This is a genomic window from Bacillus taeanensis (assembly GCF_003318295.1).
Classification (GTDB): domain Bacteria; phylum Bacillota; class Bacilli; order Bacillales; family UBA6769; genus Maribacillus; species Maribacillus taeanensis.
On the sequence record NZ_QOCW01000015.1, the window covers coordinates 92,001 to 108,169 of the forward strand.

A 16,169-nucleotide genomic window follows, 5' to 3' on the forward strand; every position below is an offset into this window, starting at 1 on the left:
AACTGAATGAAACGAAACATGTTTCTATAGACCCACACGAATGCGATTTGGTAAGCTATTTTTACCTAAATAAAAAGGACGGATGGACGATGGTAGGAGAAGAATATCAAAACTTAAAAAAGGGTGAAACTGGGGCTTGGATCAGTATTGCAGCTTATCTTCTGTTAGCCTCTCTGAAGCTTTTTATCGGCATAATCGGTCAGTCCAAAAGCTTGCAGGCAGACGGCTTAAACAATGTTACCGATATTATTGCTTCACTTGCTGTTTTGATTGGACTGAAGATCGCCCGCAAACCACCGGATCATAACCATCGTTACGGTCATTTTCGCGCAGAAACAATTGCTTCCTTAATTGCCGCATTTATTATGATGAGTGTTGGCATTCAAGTACTATTTGAAGGGTTACTGTCGCTTTACAATGGAAAAACGGACTCTCCTGATATCATTACCGCGTGGACAGCCCTCTTTTCCGCTCTTGCAATGTATGGGGTATACCGCTATAATAATCAGCTTGCAAAAAAAATTAACAGCTCTTCTCTTATGGCGGCCGCTCAAGACAATCGTTCGGATGCCCTTGTGAGTATTGGCGCCTTTATTGGAATTACCGGCTCGCAGTTTGGCTTACCGTGGCTCGATCCAATTGCGGCCGTTTTAGTTGGCATAATTATCTGTAAAACAGCATGGGAAATTTTTCATGATTCATCCTACACACTTACAGACGGATTTGATGAAGAACAATTAGCAAATATCAAAAAAACAATTGGCGCAACACCAGGTGTAATTGCCCTTACAGATATTAAAGCCCGCACTCACGGTAATCAGTCTTTTGTTGACGCAACAATTACTGTAAATCCTGAGTTAAATGTAGTTGAAAGCCATCGCATTACTGAACAAATCGAAGAACGGATGCTGACAAAGCACGGTATTCAACATGTTCATATTCATATCGAACCAACATAAACGAAATAAATGATTACCTCACCGTTTCGATTGAATTTTTCAACAGAGAATCCACAGCCAAGGATAGATAAAATGCCCCTTTTACTTTCTGTCTCTTCCTTTCTATTTTTTAAAGAGGGGTTTCTTAACTATTGCTCTCCATGAGGATAAAGGAGGATTTCGTTAATAAACAGCGAATCACGCTGTTAACTTTGTTCAATTTTTTCTGTACGTACAAAATAAATAAATTTAATCGAATACAGTGTTTGTACAAATTTCCAAAACACTCCATAATAAATAAGGCATGTGTGTCATTTACTAAATTACTAGATGAAGTAGGAGTGGAAAAAATGTTAAAGAGAAAAATGAATTTCGTTGGACTCTCATTACTGCTTGCCCTATCATTTGCACTTGCAGCATGCAGTTCAAATGAGAATGCAGGAGAAAACACTGAAAATAATAATGAAGCTGTGGAAGAAAAAGGCGAACTTGTTTTTGGCTACAACAACTGGTCTGAAAACATTGCCGTGACGAACATGTGGAAAATTCTTCTTGAAGAACAAGGCTATGAGGTGGAATTAAAATCAATGGAAAAATCGCCTGTTTGGGCAGGAATTGCCGGCGGTGATCTTGATGTAGCCGCAGAAGTTTGGCTGCCAATTACAGATGAGCCGCTTTATGAAGAATACAAAGAAGATCTTGATCTTCACGAAACATGGTATGAAGGAACAGGCTTAGGTCTTGTTGTGCCGGCTTATATGAATATCGACTCGATTGATGAACTAAACGACAATAAAGATCTTTTTGAAGAAGCGCAAATCGTCGGCATCGATCCCGGCGCAAGCTTAATGCGTTTAACAAATGACACGATCACTGAATATGGTTTAGATTATGAGCTGATTGAAAGCTCTGGTCCTGCGATGATGACAGAACTTGACAAAGCCTATGAAGACGAAGAACCAATCGTTGTCACACTTTGGAACCCGCACTGGGCATTTGCAGATTATGATCTAAAATATCTTGAAGATCCGAAAAATGTGTACGGCGATCCAGATGACATCTACTATATGACTCGTAAAGGCTTTGAAGCAGATCACCCTGAAGTAGTGACATGGATGAACAACTGGCAAATGGATGACGCCTCACTTGGTTCATTAATGAGCATCATTAACGAAGAAGGCGACGCTGAAACTGGCGCGAAAAAGTGGATTGAAGAAAACCGCGACCTTGTCGATGAGTGGGTGAAATAGCTATTAGGGGTCTGACCCCGCAAAAAGACAAATCCCCCTAATTGTCCACGCGGAAAAGACAACAGGTGATAAAAAAGGAACTGAACGCACTCGTTCAGTTCCTTTTTGCGTAGAGAATGTAGCGCTTTGGGGCGTTTCCGACATAACTGAACGGATAGCAGGTGGTGAGGGTTAACACTTCTTCCGGTGCGGTTGAGCGGATCACTGTTGTATCGTCCGCATCAACAATTTCTGTGTTTTCAATGATATACGTAAAGCTTCCATACGGCAGTTCAACAGTGACAGTATCACCAATCTTAAGGTCCCCCATTTTCCGAAAAACGGTGTCGCGGTGGCCGGATAAGACGATTTGATCATGTTGTTTCGGAAAAGCAGATGACGCGTAATGGCCGACTCCTTTTGCTAATTCATCAGGATTTGTTCCTTCCACAATCGGAAGTTCGGCACCTAATGCAGGAATATGAAGAATGCCGATTGTTTCTCCCTTTACCGGCTGAAACGATTCAAGGGTTACTTTTTCTTCTGCCGCAGTGAAAGCCTGTTCCTGCTTCACAAGCGCCTGTGCTTCTTTTAATGCCGACTCCTGCGCCTGTTTTGACTGCCAAATTTCAAAACCGCTCCATCCTACTAAAACAGCACCAAACACGATAAAAAGAAATGATAGTTTTTTCAACATAGCCGCCTTTTCTCCTTAAACCTTCGTTTATTATCCTTATTTTACTACAATCTAAAAAAATCGGAAGGCCTCCTCAACCTCCCGATTTCCCTTTATATTTTAGCTTTTTCCCGCTCTTCAATCACATCAAAGATTTCTTTTGATTCAAACAGATCAACGACTTTCTCAAGCCATTCGTAATATTCCATAGCATAGTTAATGCGCTCTAAGTAAAATTTTGCGCGTTCTTTTTCATCATTTGACAAGTTTTCCTGAAGCGCGTTTTCAAGTTCTTCTTTTGATTTTGCCATTGCTTCAAGGTTAAGCTGGGAACCTTTGCGAAGCTGTCCGGCAAAAAAGTCGAGGAAGTTTTGATACCAATCATCTTTAAATTGAAAAAGATCTTTACGCTCACCTTTTTTCCATACTTTTTCAATAAACGTTAAGTCCATTAACGTGCGAACGCCAGTCGACATACTTGTTTTACTCATCTGAAGTTCATCTTTAAGATGATCCAATGTCATCGGTTCATCTGATAAATAAAGCGTGCCGTAAATCATTCCAATTGACGGGGCCACGCCGTATAAACTCATGTTTTTTGCGATCGATTCTACCACACGATCTCTTGCTGTATCCAGCTGCTTTTCACCTTTCATGCCGCACCTCTTTTTCTCTATACTTTTAAATTCCATATATTCATGGTAAAGGATTTTTCCGATAAAAGGTAATCAGTACTGATTGAGCATCTGGAAGCATATGTCCAAGAAAAGGAGTATACATATTATTTAATTTGTTCAGTTTTTTCTGAACGTACAATATGATCATTTTTAAAAGAATTTACTGATTGCCAAATTTTCTATAAAGTCTTTATAATTAAAAGGTCTTATGCGAATCGGCATAGTAAAGAAATTATCTAAATTTGAGGTGACAGGATGAGAGACATCAAAATTCAAGTGAAAGATGTCACAAAGGTTTTCGGTAAAGCACCGAAAAAAGGCGTGGAGCTGTTGAACAACGGAAAAACGAAGCATGACATTTTAAAAGAAACCGGCATGACGGTTGGAGTTAATAAAGCAAACTTTGAAGTATATTCCGGGGAAATTTTCGTTATTATGGGGTTATCTGGAAGCGGAAAATCAACGCTTGTACGGCTTGTGAACCGCTTAATTGATCCAACAGACGGTGAAGTATTAATTGATGGTGAAGATATTGTTAAGATGAAGCCTGAACAGCTTCGCGAAGTGCGCCGTAAAAAGCTCGGCATGGTGTTTCAGCGTTTTGCACTATTTCCACACCGCACTGTGCTTTCCAACACAGAGTACGGCTTAGAAGTGCAGGGCATCGCCAAAGAAGATCGCAAACAAAACGCGCTCGAATCGCTCGAACTTGTCGGACTAAAAGGCTATGAAAACAGCTATCCATCAGAATTATCAGGGGGAATGCAGCAGCGTGTCGGCCTTGCACGGGCACTGGCAAATGATCCTAATATTTTATTAATGGATGAAGCGTTCAGTGCGCTTGATCCATTGATTCGAAAAGATATGCAGGATGAGCTGTTAGAGCTTCAGGAAAAGATGGAGAAAACGATCGTCTTTATTACACACGACCTTGATGAGGCGCTCCGCATCGGTGACCGCATCGCCCTTATGAAAGACGGCCAAATCGTGCAGATCGGGACACCGGAAGAAATTATGATGAACCCGGCTAACGATTATGTAGAACGATTTGTAGAAGATGTGGATCTTTCAAAAGTGTTAACGGCGAGTCATGTGATGAAGCGTGCGGAAACTATCCGTGCTGACCGCGGGCCGCGTGTTGCTCTGCAGCTTATGAAAGATGAAGGTCTTTCAAGCGTGTATGTGACAGATAAAAAGAAAAAGCTGTTAGGTGCTGTAACAGCTGATGATGCAGCAGAGGCTGTTAAAAAAGGGAAATCGCTTGATGAGATTTTAATTCGTGATCTTCCGGCAGTTTCACCAGATACGTTAATTGTCGATATGTTCGATAAAATGGCTGTCTCTCCTTTACCGCTTCCAGTGCTTGATGAAGACGAGCGCTTAAAAGGAATCGTCGTGCGCGGCCGCGTCATTGGAGCGCTTGCCGGCAATAACGAACATGTGAACGTTTCTGAAGATGTACAAAGCGAGGTGGTATAATGGAAAGTTTACCAAAAATTCCATTAGCAGATTGGGTCGATACAGGTGTCGACTATTTAACAGATAACTATGAAGTACTTTTTGACGGGATTTCAGAAGGTCTTGATGCGTTTGTTGAAATGATTGTAACAGGCTTATCAAGCATTCCCGCACTTTTATTAATTGCAATTTTTACGGCGATTGCGTGGTATACGAGCCGCTGGGGTGTCGCGCTTTTTACAGGAATTGGCCTTTTATTAATTCTTAATCTCGGCTATTGGGAAGGAACAATTAGTACGCTTGCCCTTGTCTTAACGTCCGTGATTATTTCAATTTTTGTCGGGGTACCGCTTGGAATTTGGATGTCACAAAACAATACGCTTAGAAACTTTTTTACACCGGTTTTAGACTTTATGCAGACAATGCCGGCGTTCGTTTACTTAATTCCTGCGATTTTATTTTTTGGAATCGGCATGGTGCCTGGTATTATCGCATCGGTTATTTTTGCGATGCCGCCAACGATTCGCCTGACAAACCTTGGGATCCGTCAAGTACCTGAAGATTTAGTGGAAGCGGCGAACGCGTTCGGCTCAACAACAGGACAAAAGCTTTTTAAAGTCCAGCTCCCGCTTGCAATGCCAACGATTATGGCCGGCATTAACCAAAGCATCATGCTTGCCTTGTCGATGGTTGTTATCGCATCACTTGTTGGGGCGCCGGGCCTTGGAGCAGATGTTTACCGAGCTGTCACGCAGATCAAAGTCGGCATCGGCTTTGAAGCAGGTCTTGCGATTGTAATCCTTGCGATTATGCTTGACCGTATCTCGCAAAATGTTGGGAAAAAGAAAAAAGCGTAACAATTCTTATTTGGGGTCTGTCCCTCAAGCGTAATGATTCCTATTTGGGGTCAGACCCCGCAAAAAGACAAATCACCTAATTTGTCCATATCAGAAAAACATAAAGTAACTGGGGCACGTCCCCTTTTACATAAATTTATTAGAGGAGTGAGACGATGTTTAAAAACAAATTTAGTTTTTTAGCACTTATTCTTATGCTGAGCTTATCCGTGGTGCTTGCAGCATGCGGCTCGAATGAAGAAGCTGGTACAGAAGGAAATGATAACGAAGAAACAACTGCATCAATTGGTGAACAGGTAGACTATGAAATTGTTGGAATTGATCCAGGTGCTGGATTAATGAAGCTTGCAGACAAAGCACTAGAAGAATATGAATTAGAAGATTGGAAAGTAACAGCAGGTTCTGGTGCTGCGATGACAGCAGCGCTGAAGAAAGCATATGACGACGAAGAGCCGATTATCGTAACAGGCTGGACACCGCACTGGAAGTTTTCAAGCTTTGATTTAAAATATCTTGAAGATCCAAAAGGAGTATTTGGCGGTCCTGAACAAGTTCATACAATTGTTCGTCCTGGTTTAAAAGAAGATCTTCCTGGCGCATATACAGTGTTAGATCAATTTGAGTGGGAACCAAATAACCTTGAAGATGTAATGTTAAAAATCGAGAACGGCATGGATCCTGAAGAAGCGGCAGCTGAATGGGTAAGTGAAAACGAAGAACTTGTTAATACGTGGACAGAAGGCGCTGAAGAAGGCAGCGGTGAAGTAACGTTTACGTATGTGGCATGGTCTGATGTCATCGCAGGTACAAATGTGATCTCACATGTTCTTGAATCTCTAGGCTATCAAACAGACCTTCGTCAAGTGGAAGCAGCCGCAATGTATGCCGGTGTTGCAGACGGCAGTGCTGATGCATTAGTTGGTGCATGGCTTCCGACAACACATGAAGATTATATGAATGAGTATGGTGATCAATTAGAAGATCTAGGGCCAAACTTAGACGGCACAACACTTGGTCTTGTTGTACCAGCTTATATGGATATCGATTCGATTGAAGATTTAAAATAAGAAAAGCGTAAGGCGGCTGGAACTAGATAAAAAGTTTGAGGGTCTGTCTCTCTCAAATGGACAAAACAGGGTAAATGTCCATTTGAGGGGTCAGACCCCTTTTATTTTTTTGAAACCTTTCCCCCCTTTATCCGTATAACAGGTAAACACCACAAGAAGGGAATGAAGGAAATGGGGAATATTTTATTATTTTCACTTATCACCGTATTAGCATCCGCACTTATCCTCTTACCATTATCTAAAAGTAAACAAGAAAAGAAACAAGAAAAGAAACCAAAATCGATGCTCGCTGCTGCAGCATTATTGATTGGTGTGATGGCCATTGTTTTCTCTTTTTATTATGTAAGCAATCTTGATCGTAATTTTACTTCTTTATGGCCTTTACTCGTTATCATAACAGGCTTGGGGGCGTTTTTCTCTTCTGGAAAAGAACGGCTTATAAAGGCCGCGCTGTTTTTAGGAAGCGTTGGACTTGTTGTTTATTTTTTAACCGCTCCTTTTTTCAATGCAGAGGAAAAATATCAATCAGCAGTTATGGAGGAAAAAGTTGAAATCGAAGCGTTTGATGAGTCGGTTACACCCGCAAGCGTGCCGCCGCAGTTTGCCCATAATAAAATGCGAAAATCATTCGGCCAAGTGCCAAATACGAGTTATTATGAGCTTGGAAACCTGCAAATCCAAAAAATAAACGGGGAATATGTCTATGTGGCACCTGTGGAATTTTCCGGCCTGTTTAAATGGTTAAAAGGAGAACAAACACCAGGATATTTTACGTTAAGCGCGACAGACTCTTCCGCAAACCCGAAATTTATAAAAGCAGAAATGGTTTACACACCTTCCTCTTATTTTCAAAAAAATATCGAGCGTCATATTCGCATGAACTATCCGAAGCGCATTTTTGAAGGAGACGTTCAGCTTGAGATTGATGAAAGCGGCACACCTTACTATATTCAGTCTTACGGGCAATTTATTTCCGCAAGAAACGGCTTTGATGTTGAAGGAATTGTTGTTGTCAATCCACAAACGGGCGAAACAACATCTTATTCGCTTGAGGAAGCACCAGCATTTATTGACGGCGCTGTCTCCCCTGAAGTGGTGAGCTTACAAAACAGCTATTTCGGTAAATATGTGCACGGCTTTTGGAACAGCTTATTTAGTAAATCAGACGTGAAGCTTCCTTCAGATGAAGGAACAGAAGCAAATGTAAGTCCGATTTTTGATCAAACCGGCGAGATGTATTATTTTACTGACTTTACAAGTCCAAGAGAAGGCGTCGACTCGATGCTCGGCTACTCGCTCACACATGCAAAAACTGGCGAAGCGACTTATTATACAGGAAACCTTGAAGAATCGTACATGGATTCAGACGGAGCACTGCAAATTATTGAAAAGAAATTTATTGAAAAAGAGTGGCGCGGTGAGATGCCGGTTTTATATAACTTTTACGGCGAAGCGAGCTGGTTAACACCTGTCTTAGATGCGAACGGCTTTTTGCAAAATTACTTTATCGTCTCAGCAGCAAACCCGGAAATTTCGATGTATAGCACTACCCCTAATGAAGCATTGAAAAAGTATAAAACCGCACTGCAAAGAGGCGGAAGCACCGTTGACGGCAGCTCTAATGCAGAAGAGCACACAATTACCGATACGGTTGTGAGAGTATATAAAGAGAAAGCCGGCGACTTCACGCTCGTTTCCTTCTTACTCGAAAACGGTCAAAATTATATCGTCTCTTCTGAAAGCAATCCACTCGCTGTTTACATCGAAAAAGGCGATCAAGTAAAAGTTACCTACTTTGAAACAGGGGAAGCTTTTTTACCTGTAAAAGAAATCTTGATTGAAAACATTCAATAACAAGAGTCTGTCCTCCTCAAATGGACAAAAGCGGGTGAATGTCCATTTGAGGGGTCAGACCCCTTTTTAAAAAAATACTACTGCTCTCTTAAGCTGTTTAACGCTACTTCCTGATGATTATGCGGCTGATCAAGCGGGTAAACGCGCGCTGTTTCATTTTTATCATCAACATGCTGAATATAAACAGGTGTATGATTGTCTAATAGTACATTAGCCATTACAGGTGATGCAGCGATTTCGCGGGCACGCTTTTTGTCCATTTCATCTCCTCCTTTTTTATAACACCTATAATGTGTACTGCTTCACTCGTTATTATTCTAATTTGCACGAAAAAAGGATGAGGGCCTTCCTCATCCTTTTTCATATCTATATTTTACATTTTTCCACACGATTTGCTTGTAAAAAAGACGTCATCTCTTCTAAAGGAAGCGGCCTGCTTATTAAACATCCGATTCGGTAAAATAGCCCTATCTTTTCTTTATTACACTTTTCATCTTTCTAGCTACGAATCATTATCTTCTCCCGTCGGTCCAACATTTCCATCTTCATCAATATCAAGCTCATGCTCGCCGCTTTCGCCGCCTTCATTGAGATGATCTTCGTCAACACCGTCTTCGTTATCCACTTCTTCATCAAGATCCATCTCCCCATCACCCGGCTCCTGCTCTTCTTCCTCTACCGGCTGTTCGTTTTCTTCTTCAGGATTGTTGCAGCCTGTTAGAAGCAGGAAAGCAGTAAAAACACTCATTACACTAAGCAGAAATTTACTCATAAAAAATGCCCCCTTGTTCGGTTTCTACACATAATGATAGTTTTTCCATTATGTGTGGATTTAACCGAAAAGAAGGCAATTAACTTTTTGTATAAATGCAGTAAGAATTCTTGCCACCCTGCTTTGCTTTATACATGGCGCGGTCGGCATTTACGAGTAACTCTTCAATTGTTTGGGCATCTTCAGAAAATACGCTGACACCGACGCTTGCCGTCACTGGCACTACATAATCTTGTAAAGCAAGTGGTTGTTCTAATATAGACAGAATGCGTTGACTGATACTTGAAAGGGAGTCGTGTTCAGAAAAGTTGTTGATCAAAAGGACAAACTCATCTCCGCCAAAACGAGCGGATATATCATTGTTTCGAACTGCATTTTTAAGCCGCTGACCAATTCGGGTTAACAGCTCGTCCCCGATATGGTGACTGTAGCGATCATTAACTTCTTTAAATTCATCAATATCGATAAATAGTAAGGCAAACTCCTTTTCCGCTTTATTAGCCGCTTCTAAACACGCTTTAAGCCGCTTAAGAAAATAGCGTCGATTCGGAAGACCTGTTAAATTATCATGATAGGCGAGATAGTGATGCTTTTCCTTATCACGCTTATATTCTGTTATATCACGGAGAATCGCTAAAAAATAAACTTCATTGGATTCAACTTTTGTAACTGTTACTGAAAACCAGTATTGTTGGTCACTTGCAACATAAGAAACCTCTCCTGTCCAGGATCCTGTTGTATGTAAGCTTTGAAGAAGGTTTCGGTATCTTTTACTATTTTGGCGTTCAAATTCACTAAACGGCAGCCCGCTTTCACCAATACAGCCTGCTAGTTTTTCATAGGCTGGATTATGGTAAACAATTTGTTTTTGCTCATTTAAAATAAATATAGCATCATTCATGGCCATAGCAGCTTTCATAAAACAGTCGGCAGAAAGCTTCGTAACTTCTTTGCACGTTTGGTCCTTTTTATCTTCTATGTACACTTTTCCACCTCCAATTTTTCCATATATACCCTTATACCATTTTATTATAACGAGTTTTTTTAAAATTACAGATTTTCCGAACGGGAAAGCCCATCGCCTTTAGGCATGGGATGAACGTGAGTCGAACAGGGCGTATCTTGGGATACGTTAACTGTTCGATTTTTCAATTTCGCTACTAGAAACGTTTGTTCTGTTGTGGTAGAATTTTGTTAAAGGAGGTGGAAAAAATAAACATTCATAAAGCCTACAAGTTTAGGTTGTACCCAACAGCTCAACAAACGACGATGATCAATAAAACGATTGGCTGCTGCCGATATGTGTTCAACCAAGCATTAGGAAATCAAAAGAAAAAAGATGCCTACTGGTACATCGTACAGGAAATGGTTCAAAACGGTCAGCTTCTAAAAAATGAATGGAAATCAGATTTCTTTCATGCTGCCCAAGCTCAAAAAGAATTAACAGAAGTAAAAAAACAGATTGATTGGTTAAGAGAAGTCGATGCGACCGCTCTGCAGCGTACTCTTCAAGATTTAGGGAAAGCCTATCAGGACTACTATAAAAAAACAAAAGGGAAACCTTGCTTTAAAAGCAAGAAAAATGATGTACAGTCATATACAACCAAGTGTAACTATAACAAGAAAACAGGCGTTGGAACAATCCGAATTGAAAACGATTGTTTCGTTCGTCTTCCGAAAGTGGGACTCGTTCGTTTTGCAAAATCTCGTGAAGTCGAGGGAAAATTTCTTTCAGCTGCTGTAAGAAGAACGCCGTCAGGAAAATACTTCATCTCCATTTTAACCGAACAAGCTGTTCACTCTTCTCAACCTTCTTTATTCGAAGTCGGAATCGATGTTGGCCTTAAAGATTTTGCAACCTTTTCTGATGGAACGAAGCTCAAAAATCCAAAATGGTTTTGTAAACTAGAAGAAAAGCTGGCTAAAGAGCAGCGTGTGTTGTCAAGGCGTCAAGTTGACAGCGCGAACTGGAATAAACAGCGCATCAAAGTCGCCCGCATTCATGAAAAAATCGCGAACGTTCGAACTGATTTTTTGCATAAAGTTTCTTCATCGCTGGTCAACGACAACCAAGTGATCTGTATCGAAGATCTTCGTGTGAAAAACATGGTAAAAAATAGCATATTATCTAAAGCGATTTCAGAAGTGTCATGGGCAGAATTTCGCCGCATGTTAACGTACAAATACACATGGTATGGAAAAGAGCTGATTGTAGTTGGTTCAAACTTTGCGAGTTCGCAGCTGTGTTCAAGTTGTGGATATAAAAATAAAGAAGTGAAAAACCTTTCTTTAAGAGAATGGACGTGTCAATGCGGGGCTAAACATGATCGAGATCATAACGCCGCTAAAAACATTCTTCAAGAGGGGATCAGACTTCGAACCGCGGGGCACACGGGGATCGCCTAATGGGTACTGTACAGCGTTCTAAGGTACATCCTTTTTGAGCCGAAGGTTCAAACGACATAGGAAAACTCATCGCTCAAGAAATCTTGTCGTGAGATAAGAGGACTTAACGCATGTGGGAAAAGAATCCCACTGCTTCTAGCGGTGGGAGTGTCAAATAGCAATAATACTTCCAAAATGAAAAAAGCAGCCTGTCACTAAGACAGGCTTGCTGGTAACGTTACTCTGATTTATCTCCTAAGGCAAACATAATTTCCGCTTCACAAACAGTTTCACCTTCAACTGTTGCGAGTGCTGTTCCTTTGCCAATTTTCCCTCTAACACGTGTTAATTCTACTTCAAGCTTTAACTGATCGCCAGGTACAACTTGTCTTTTAAAGCGGCATTTATCAATTCCGCCGAAAAAGGCAAGACGTCCTTTGTTTTCTTCTTTTTTCAGAAGAGCAACCGCACCTACTTGAGCCAGTGCCTCAACAATTAAAACACCAGGCATTACCGGGTATTCAGGAAAATGACCGTTAAAAAATTCTTCATTTGCTGACACGTTTTTAATGCCGACCGCGCGCTTTCCTTCTTCTACTTCTAAAATGCGGTCCACAAGTAAAAATGGATAGCGATGTGGAATAATCGCCTTAATTTCTTCAGTAGTAAGCATGAGAAAATCCTCCTATGTATAAACAAAAGAGGTGCAGCAAAGCTAACACCTCCTGCATTTAATTGTTATTTTTTGTTACGATATCAAGAATATGCTGCCATGTTTCAAGTTGGAACACTTCCATCGGTTGTCCGCCGCCAAGAATGCCGTATCCGACCATCGCACCTATTACAGCACTTAAGATTAAAAAGAAGCTAATAAGAACAAGACGGAGCCAAATCGGAAAGACGCGTTTTTTATGTGCTTTCAAAAATAAGCGAAACCTTTTCCATTTAGACACTTGGTTCGTCTCTTCTTTTTCCATAACTTCCTCCGACTGATGCTGATGCGTTACTTCTTCATGATCTCTGTCAGCCATCGCTTGATTCACCATCAATTAAATCAGCTTTCTCTTTGCGATTTTGTCGATATGCTCAAGCATTAAACCCGTTCCTTTTGCCACACACTGCATTGGCTCTTCGGCAACTAGTACCGGCACTTTAAGCTCTTCGGCAAACAATTGATCAATACCGTGAAGAAGCGCGCCGCCGCCAGTTAAAATAATACCTTTATCAATAATATCGGCAGAAAGCTCTGGCGGTGTTTTTTCAAGCACACTTTTGGCAGCCTGAATCAGATGTGCGACAGACTCTTCTAGTGCTCCCTGTACTTCCTCGGAACCGACTGTAATCGTGCGTGGAAGTCCTGAGACCATATCACGGCCGCGGATGTCAATTTCTTCTTTTCGAGCGCCTGGAAATACAGTCGCTACGTTAACTTTAATTTCTTCTGCTGTTCGTTCACCAATTAAAAGCTTGTACTTTTTCTTAATATGGTTTAAGATTTCGTAATCAAACTTGTCCCCTGCCATCTTAATGGAAGAGGCGGTGACAATGTCGCCCATTGATAATACGGCTACATCCGTCGTTCCACCGCCTATGTCCACTACCATATTTCCGCTCGGTTGAAAAATATCCATCCCAGCGCCAATCGCTGCCACTTTCGGCTCTTCTTCAAGAAAGACCTGCTTACCGCCGCTTTTTTCAGCAGCTTCTTTAATGGCTTTCTTTTCAACCGATGTAATATTTGTAGGGGTACAAATTAAAATACGCGGCTTTGCTAAAAATCCTTTAACATTAATTTTGTTTAAAAAGTAGCGCAGCATCGTTTCTGTTACTTCAAAATCCGCAATTACGCCGTCCTTTAACGGACGAATCGCAACGATATTTCCAGGTGTTCGACCAACCATACGACGGGCTGATTCACCCACTTCAAGAGCTCTGCCGCTTTGTGTATCTATCGCCACTACAGAAGGCTCATCAAGAACAACTCCACGACCTTTAACATAAATCAACACATTTGCTGTTCCAAGATCGATTCCTATATCACGTGAAAACATTCAAGCTTTCCTCCCTGTACTTTAAAACATCATCTATTAGTATTATAGCCGAATTACAGATTTAATCCATTTTTTTATTGTACCACAAATTAAGAACAGGGATAATCTCTTTTTTTATGAAATTTTTCTTATTTTAAAAGCTCATTAATCACCTCGGTATCTTTTTGGTATTTAATTCGCGTTGCTTCTCCGCCGCGTAGATGTCGAATTGATTTATGATACTCTAAAATGTCCTTTACTTTATTTGCGAGGTCTGGGTTAATTTCTGGCAGCCTTTCCGTTAAATCCTTATGAACAGTGCTTTTTGAAACACCAAACTCTTTTGCGATAACTCTTACTGTTTTTTTCGTCTCCACGATGTATTTGCCAATCTTGATGGTACGCTCTTTGATGTAATCGTGCACACCACTCGCCTCCCTGAATTGGATAGTGAGAGGTGCGAAATGAGACATTTCGTGATCATGCAACGAAGCTAGCAAGCTGCTGGCGTAGTCTTAATCAGAAAGGATGATCTTGAACCTACTTCGAAGCTATCCCACTTGCTCACCTCTGCCCCTCATTGTCTAAGTTTTGGTACATTTTATTAGGGAAGTTGTGGATATATACCAAAAAGTCAAGCCTGACAAGCAAAATATGCAAATTTTTTTTATTTTTTTATGTCATGAATGTGAATTTTGCTTATTTTCAAGCAAAATTCATCTTTTTTTAGGTCTTTATTACTATTTTGGGGTCTGACCCCGCAAAAAGACATTCACCCCTTTTTGTCCACCTGAAGCGGACAACCTTAATAATCCGCAAACTGAGAAAAGAGAGGCTGATGTCAGCCTCTCTTTTCTCAATTTGTTACTATTATAAAATCACTTGCCTGTTTTTCTCCGTACAGTTGTTTAACTTCATCAGGAGGAAGCGGTCTTCCAAAAAAGTAACCTTGAATATAATGACATGTTTTTCTTTTTAAAAACTCTACCTGTTCTGCTTCTTCTACTCCTTCTGCCACTACGGTAAGATCTAAATTCTCAGCAAGCTTTAAGATGGTCTCCATAATCGCTGTATCTTTTTCATTAATAGGAATGCCGTCAATAAACGATTTATCAATTTTCGACGTATTAAGCGGCAGCTCTTTCAAATATGTTAAAGAGGAGATGCCTGTCCCAAAATCATCAAGCGCGATACTTACGCCCATTTTCTGCAAGTTTTCTAATGTCAGAATCGCGTTTTCGATATTTTCCATCAATCCTGTTTCTGTTATTTCTAGTTCCAGCATCGAAGGAGATAACTTTGTTTCTTTTAATACGCGCTCCACCATACCAATTAGATCATGATAGTGAAAAAGAACAGCTGAAATATTAACCGCGACTTTTTCGATACGCACACCTTCTTCACGCCAGCTTTTCATTTGCCTGCAGGCCGTCATCATTACCCATTCTGTTAATTCAATAATGAGCCCGTTCTTTTCGACAATCGGAATAAATAGAGAAGGCGAAACATTGCCAAACTCGCTGCTTTGCCAACGAATTAACGCTTCTACTCCGGCAATTTCTCCATTTTCCGATTTTACCTTTGGCTGATAAAACAGCTGAAATTCATTATTTTCGAGCGCTGTTCGTATACCGCTTCCTATTTTTCGTTCTAAGTTATCACAATGAAGTTCTTCAATGAACCTCCCCTCCCTACCGCTTTGCGCTTGAGGAAGGGGTTTCCTGTTTGAAGTTCACAAGTCCAAAAGCCGTCCCAGCTGGAACAAGTGTCATCAACACTGCCTTTTTGCTTGGAACCAAACATCCCTTTTCAGGATAGTGGTCTTTCCGTTTCGTGTCTCCCGACAGAAAACTGCCACCGTAGGCAACTTGTGCGTTTCACAACGGACAAGGGGCGGTTCTGCCCGTCTACTACTTCCTTTCAGCAGAAAAAGGTCTTCTTAAGCTGAAGAGGCAGGTTGTAGATACGTCGGTCGTAAATAGATTGGATCATGGAGCGGATAATAGATCATCTTCCCATACAGCTGTTTGGTGAGAATGTTCCTTGCCCCATGAAGATCCCGATGTTCTTTATACCCGCATGGACACTGATACGTTCGATCACTGACTTTTTTGCGGTTTCCACAAACAGCACATGTTTGGGACGTAAAATGCTCGTCAACTTTTTCAATCGTAATGCCTCTTGCTTTTAGTTTATAGACAAGAAGGGCAGACAGCTTTCCAAACG

The 16,169-nt window shown here is 41.0% G+C and carries 18 protein-coding genes; 7 read left to right on the forward strand and 11 right to left on the reverse strand.

From position 1 onward, the window contains the following. Positions 1-89: 89 nt before the first annotated feature. Both DS031_RS14435 and DS031_RS14440 read left to right on the forward strand, forming a co-directional pair. Positions 90-959 carry a cation diffusion facilitator family transporter gene (locus tag DS031_RS14435; protein WP_113806778.1) on the forward strand — a complete coding sequence of 290 codons (870 nt, stop codon included), beginning with the start codon at positions 90-92 and terminating at the stop codon, positions 957-959. Positions 960-1,288: 329 nt separating this feature from the next. Further along, entirely contained in the window at positions 1,289-2,188 is a 900-nt protein-coding gene (locus DS031_RS14440; RefSeq protein ID WP_181833175.1) for a glycine betaine ABC transporter substrate-binding protein, read from the forward strand. A 94-nt stretch (positions 2,189-2,282) separates the two neighbouring features. Here the strand turns inward: DS031_RS14440 and DS031_RS14445 are convergent, their stop codons facing one another. Together DS031_RS14445 and DS031_RS14450 are read right to left on the reverse strand one after the other, a co-directional pair. After that, positions 2,283-2,864, reverse strand: coding sequence for a class D sortase (locus DS031_RS14445; protein WP_113806779.1), 582 nt, complete (start codon positions 2,862-2,864; stop codon positions 2,283-2,285). 92 nt (positions 2,865-2,956) lie between these two features. After that, positions 2,957-3,499, reverse strand: coding sequence for a GbsR/MarR family transcriptional regulator (locus DS031_RS14450; RefSeq protein ID WP_113806780.1), 543 nt, complete (start codon positions 3,497-3,499; stop codon positions 2,957-2,959). Positions 3,500-3,775: 276 nt separating this feature from the next. Between DS031_RS14450 and proV the strand changes: the two genes are divergently transcribed. The 4 genes from proV to DS031_RS14470 all read left to right on the forward strand — a co-directional run bounded on the left by proV (position 3,776) and on the right by DS031_RS14470 (position 8,756). Then, positions 3,776-4,999, forward strand: coding sequence for a glycine betaine/L-proline ABC transporter ATP-binding protein ProV (proV, locus tag DS031_RS14455; protein ID WP_113806781.1), 1,224 nt, complete (start codon positions 3,776-3,778; stop codon positions 4,997-4,999). Beyond that, positions 4,999-5,835 (forward strand): ABC transporter permease, encoded by an 837-nt coding sequence (locus tag DS031_RS14460; RefSeq protein ID WP_113806782.1) that lies wholly within the window; start codon positions 4,999-5,001, stop codon positions 5,833-5,835. Before proV ends, DS031_RS14460 begins: the two co-directional genes overlap by 1 nt. Positions 5,836-5,990: 155 nt before the next feature. Then, positions 5,991-6,902, forward strand: a complete 912-nt coding sequence (locus DS031_RS14465) for a glycine betaine ABC transporter substrate-binding protein (protein WP_113806783.1) — start codon at positions 5,991-5,993, stop codon at positions 6,900-6,902. A gap of 171 nt (positions 6,903-7,073) precedes the next feature. Further along, positions 7,074-8,756, forward strand: a complete 1,683-nt coding sequence (locus DS031_RS14470; protein WP_113806784.1) for a hypothetical protein — start codon at positions 7,074-7,076, stop codon at positions 8,754-8,756. A gap of 77 nt (positions 8,757-8,833) precedes the next feature. Here DS031_RS14470 and DS031_RS14475 read toward each other — a convergent pair whose 3' ends face one another. The 3 genes from DS031_RS14475 to DS031_RS14485 form a co-directional block, all read right to left on the reverse strand. Further along, positions 8,834-9,016, reverse strand: a complete 183-nt coding sequence (locus DS031_RS14475) for an H-type small acid-soluble spore protein (RefSeq protein WP_113806785.1) — start codon at positions 9,014-9,016, stop codon at positions 8,834-8,836. A 242-nt stretch (positions 9,017-9,258) separates the two neighbouring features. Continuing rightward, positions 9,259-9,528: a hypothetical protein gene (locus DS031_RS14480; RefSeq protein ID WP_113806786.1), complete on the reverse strand. Its 270-nt coding sequence runs from the start codon at positions 9,526-9,528 to the stop codon at positions 9,259-9,261. A 79-nt stretch (positions 9,529-9,607) separates the two neighbouring features. Beyond that, complete coding sequence (locus DS031_RS14485; RefSeq protein ID WP_113806787.1) at positions 9,608-10,513, reverse strand: diguanylate cyclase; 906 nt, start codon at positions 10,511-10,513, stop codon at positions 9,608-9,610. Between the two features lie 227 nt (positions 10,514-10,740). On the opposite strand from DS031_RS14485, the gene tnpB reads away from it, so the two are divergent. Then, positions 10,741-11,934 carry an IS200/IS605 family element RNA-guided endonuclease TnpB gene (gene tnpB / locus DS031_RS14490; protein ID WP_181833176.1) on the forward strand — a complete coding sequence of 398 codons (1,194 nt, stop codon included), beginning with the start codon at positions 10,741-10,743 and terminating at the stop codon, positions 11,932-11,934. A 217-nt stretch (positions 11,935-12,151) separates the two neighbouring features. Here tnpB and fabZ read toward each other — a convergent pair whose 3' ends face one another. From fabZ to DS031_RS14520, 6 genes are all read right to left on the reverse strand, one after another. Continuing rightward, positions 12,152-12,586: a 3-hydroxyacyl-ACP dehydratase FabZ gene (gene fabZ / locus DS031_RS14495; RefSeq protein ID WP_113806788.1), complete on the reverse strand. Its 435-nt coding sequence runs from the start codon at positions 12,584-12,586 to the stop codon at positions 12,152-12,154. Between the two features lie 58 nt (positions 12,587-12,644). Then, on the reverse strand, positions 12,645-12,944 hold the full coding sequence (locus tag DS031_RS14500) for a DNA-directed RNA polymerase subunit beta (RefSeq protein WP_113806789.1): 300 nt from the start codon (positions 12,942-12,944) through the stop codon (positions 12,645-12,647). 18 nt (positions 12,945-12,962) lie between these two features. Beyond that, positions 12,963-13,964 (reverse strand): rod shape-determining protein, encoded by a 1,002-nt coding sequence (gene mreB, locus DS031_RS14505; protein ID WP_113806790.1) that lies wholly within the window; start codon positions 13,962-13,964, stop codon positions 12,963-12,965. Positions 13,965-14,092: 128 nt separating this feature from the next. Then, positions 14,093-14,368, reverse strand: coding sequence for a sporulation transcriptional regulator SpoIIID (gene spoIIID, locus DS031_RS14510; RefSeq protein WP_113806791.1), 276 nt, complete (start codon positions 14,366-14,368; stop codon positions 14,093-14,095). A gap of 431 nt (positions 14,369-14,799) precedes the next feature. Next, complete coding sequence (locus DS031_RS14515; RefSeq protein WP_113806792.1) at positions 14,800-15,621, reverse strand: putative bifunctional diguanylate cyclase/phosphodiesterase; 822 nt, start codon at positions 15,619-15,621, stop codon at positions 14,800-14,802. A gap of 261 nt (positions 15,622-15,882) precedes the next feature. After that, positions 15,883-16,169 (reverse strand): transposase (locus DS031_RS14520; protein WP_245947431.1); only part of this gene is annotated, 287 nt, incomplete at its 5' end.